The organism is Micromonospora yasonensis (assembly GCF_026013475.1).
GTDB classification, from domain to species: Bacteria; Actinomycetota; Actinomycetes; order Mycobacteriales; family Micromonosporaceae; genus Micromonospora; species Micromonospora yasonensis.
Map to the genome: position 1 here is coordinate 1 of NZ_JAPDPH010000394.1, position 3,135 is coordinate 3,135.

The 3,135-nt window shown below is 72.6% G+C and carries 4 protein-coding genes; 3 read left to right on the plus strand and 1 reads right to left on the minus strand.

Translation table 11 applies throughout. The features are described 5' to 3' along the window. Nucleotides 1–494: tetratricopeptide repeat protein (locus tag ONA70_RS35555; RefSeq protein WP_265010862.1), on the plus strand; the 494-nt coding region annotated here is incomplete at its 5' end. A 37-nt stretch (nt 495–531) separates the two neighbouring features. Here the strand turns inward: ONA70_RS35555 and ONA70_RS35560 are convergent. After that, nucleotides 532–1,029: a MarR family winged helix-turn-helix transcriptional regulator gene (locus ONA70_RS35560; RefSeq protein WP_265010863.1), complete on the minus strand. Its 498-nt coding sequence runs from the start codon at nt 1,027–1,029 to the stop codon at nt 532–534. Nucleotides 1,030–1,110: 81 nt separating this feature from the next. Between ONA70_RS35560 and ONA70_RS35565 the strand changes: the two genes are divergently transcribed. Together ONA70_RS35565 and ONA70_RS35570 are read left to right on the plus strand one after the other, a co-directional pair. Beyond that, nucleotides 1,111–2,043, plus strand: coding sequence for an EamA family transporter (locus ONA70_RS35565; protein ID WP_265010864.1), 933 nt, complete (start codon nt 1,111–1,113; stop codon nt 2,041–2,043). Between the two features lie 196 nt (nt 2,044–2,239). Continuing rightward, nucleotides 2,240–3,135: hypothetical protein (locus ONA70_RS35570; protein ID WP_265010865.1), on the plus strand; the 896-nt coding region annotated here is incomplete at its 3' end.

The window sequence follows — 3,135 nt, forward strand, 5'->3', positions numbered from 1 at the left end:
AGGCCCTCGACGCCTACCGCACCCTCCTGCCAGACGTGGAGCGCATCCGCGGCAAGGACCATCCCAACACACTGTTGGTGCGGCTGAACATCGCCCGCTTCACCTGGGAGCTGGGCGACCCGCAGGACTCGCTGGCGTTGCACGAGGAACTGATCGAGGACCAGCGGCGGGTCAACGGCGCGGACCACCCGACCGTGATGATCTCCCGTTACAACATGGCCATGCTGAAAGCCGAACTAGGCGATCCAGCCACCGCCCTGGCTGAGCTGGACACCCTCCTCGAGGACCGGCTGGCCGGCTACGGCAACCCGCTCCACCCCGAGGTGATCACGACACGCTACGGACGGGCCCGGATCACCGCGCAGGCCGGAGACGTGGCGACCGCCATCGAAGCGATGCGCGCGGTCCGGGGGGACCGTGCGAGAGTCCTAGGTGAGCAGCACCCTGACACCCTCGCCGCCGCGTCCGTGCTGAACGATCTACTGGCCAGGTGAAGCGGTGCCGCCACCTGTTGTGCGCGGGTGCGAGGGGTCAGCGCCGGCTGTCACCGAGTGATTCCAGCAGCGACCGCAACGTGTCGGCGAGAACCGCCCGTTCCGCGGCCGGCAGGGCGGCCAGCAGCCGATGCTCCGTCGCGACGTGCTCGGGCAGCACCCGGTCGATCAACGCCAGGCCCTCCGCCGTCAGGGTGACATGCACCGCGCGCCGGTCCGTTGTGCTCGGCGTACGGGCGATGAGCCCGCGGCTCTCGAGCCGCTCCAGCCGCTGGGTGACGGCTCCCGAGGTCACCATCGCGTCCCGCATCAGCTCGCTGGGCGTGAGCCGATAGGGTCGTCCGCCGCGCCGCAGCGTGGCCAGCACGTCGAAGGAGGCGGCGTCGAGGCCGTGCGCGCCGAAGGTGCGGTTGAGTTCCGCGTTCACCACCCGGACGAGCCGGGACAGCCGCCCGATCACCGCCATCGGCGACACGTCCAGGTCCGCACGTTCCGCAGCCCACTGCTCCAGCACGTGATCAACATGATCGGCCACAGCAGCAGCGTAGCCTCGCGCGCCTTCCCGGCTCGCGGCACGGGCTTCCCGGATGTCTCACCGGTGAGGTACTTTACCTTAGTGCTAAGCAATCGCACCGCCGTCATCCTGGTCACCGCCGCCGTCCCCTCGGTATGGGGCTCCACCTACCTGGTGACCACCGAACTCCTACCACCCGGACGGCCCCTGCTCGCCGCGACGATCCGCGCCCTCCCCGCCGGGCTGGCCCTGGTCGCGATCACCCGACGCCTACCCACGGGCGACTGGTGGTGGCGCGCCACCGTGCTCGGCGCGTTGAACATCGGCGCGTTCTTCGCCCTGCTCTTCGTCGCCGCCTACCGGCTGCCCGGAGGCGTCGCCGCCACCGTCGGCGCGATCCAACCCCTCATGGTCGCCGGCTTCGCGGCCCTCCTCCTCGCGCAGCGACTCACCCTGCGCGTCGGACTCTGCGCCGTCGCCGGCTTCGCCGGCGTCAGCCTGCTCGTCCTGCGCGCCAACGCGCAGATCGACACCCTCGGCCTGACCGCCGCCCTCGGCGGCGCGATCAGCATGGCGCTCGGCGTCGTCCTGAGCAAACGCTGGACACCGCCCGTGCCCGTGCTGGCCAGCACCGGTTGGCAACTCGTCGCCGGCGGCCTGCTGCTGCTACCGGTGACCCTGCTGGTCGAAGGCGCACCCCCGGCACACCTGACCCTGGAGAACACCCTCGGCTACGCCTATCTCGCCATCGTCGGCTCGGCCATCGCCTACACGCTGTGGTTCCGGGGGATCAGCCTGCTTTCCCCCACCGAAGTCACCTTCCTCGGCCTACTCAGCCCACTCGTGGCCACGACGCTCGGCTGGCTCGTCCTCGACCAGCGGCTCACACCGGCACAGGTCGCCGGCGCGGTCACCGTGCTCGCCTCCGTCATCATCGTCCAGACCACCGGACCACGGCCCCAGCCGGCCGCAGCGGCACCCCCACCGGCCGCACCCGAGCCCGCGCACACCACCGGCGCACACACCCGAGGATGAGCTGACACGCGCCGCCCGGCCCGGCAAGAACCCGCGCGGTCGACGCTCCGCCACCCAGCCCACTCCCAGCAACCCCTCGGCCACCACACAGCCGAACGGACGAGAATCAGCCTCGCCGTGGCCCCCGGTCCGCGCGTTCCCCACCGGCCGCACCGGCACCCGTGGTAACGATGGTGCGACGACGGGAGGCAACGAGATGTCCCTCACCGGCATACCGCTGCTCGCCCTGGCCACGACCGCCACCATCGCCGCCGCGTGCGCCACCGCGTTCGGCTGGCACCGGCTACGCCGGGCCCGGCTGCTGCTACGCCCCGCCGCCGTCCTGCTCACCGAGCTGCTCGTCCTGCTCACCGTCGGCCTGGCCGTCAACCGGCACGAACAGTTCTACACCTCCTGGCAGGACCTGCTGCACACCGGCGGGAACGCCACCGCCGGCCGCGACGACCGACCCGGACAACTCGATCGCTGGCTCGCCCACCGCGCCACCGGACCCGACACCCCGATCACCTTCGACTGGCGACCCACCGGCTGGCAGGACTGGCACCTGACCACCCCACCCACCGTGGTAGTGCCCGCCGACTACCTGCGCCACCCCGGCTGGCGATACCCGGCCGTCGTGGTCATCGGCGACGACGACCGCTGGACCCCCGCGGAGGAGCAGGACGCCGCCCGCACCGCCGCCACCGCCGGCCCCGCCGTACTGGTGTTCACCCGACCCGCCACCACCGTCGACCCCGGCGTCCTCGCCGGCGCCGTACCCCTGAGCCTCACCCGCGACCTGCGCGTCACCGGCCACACCTGGGCCCTGGTCGCCACCACCCGGCGGCAGACCCTCGCCCACGCCGTCGTGCACACCGCCCCCGACCGCTACCCGGCCCTGGCCCTGGCCGACGACACCACCGCCCACACCCCGCCCCCGCTCGGACCCGCCGCCCTCGCCGGGCTGCCCACCGGCGAAGCCCTCGCCATCACCGGCCCCACCGCCGGCACCGCCACCACCAACCCCGTCCGCCTCGCCGCCGGCCCCAACCGGGGCCTGCCCGCCGCCCTGCGGTGGGCCCACTCCTTTCGCCCCCCGGAGGACCACGTGCT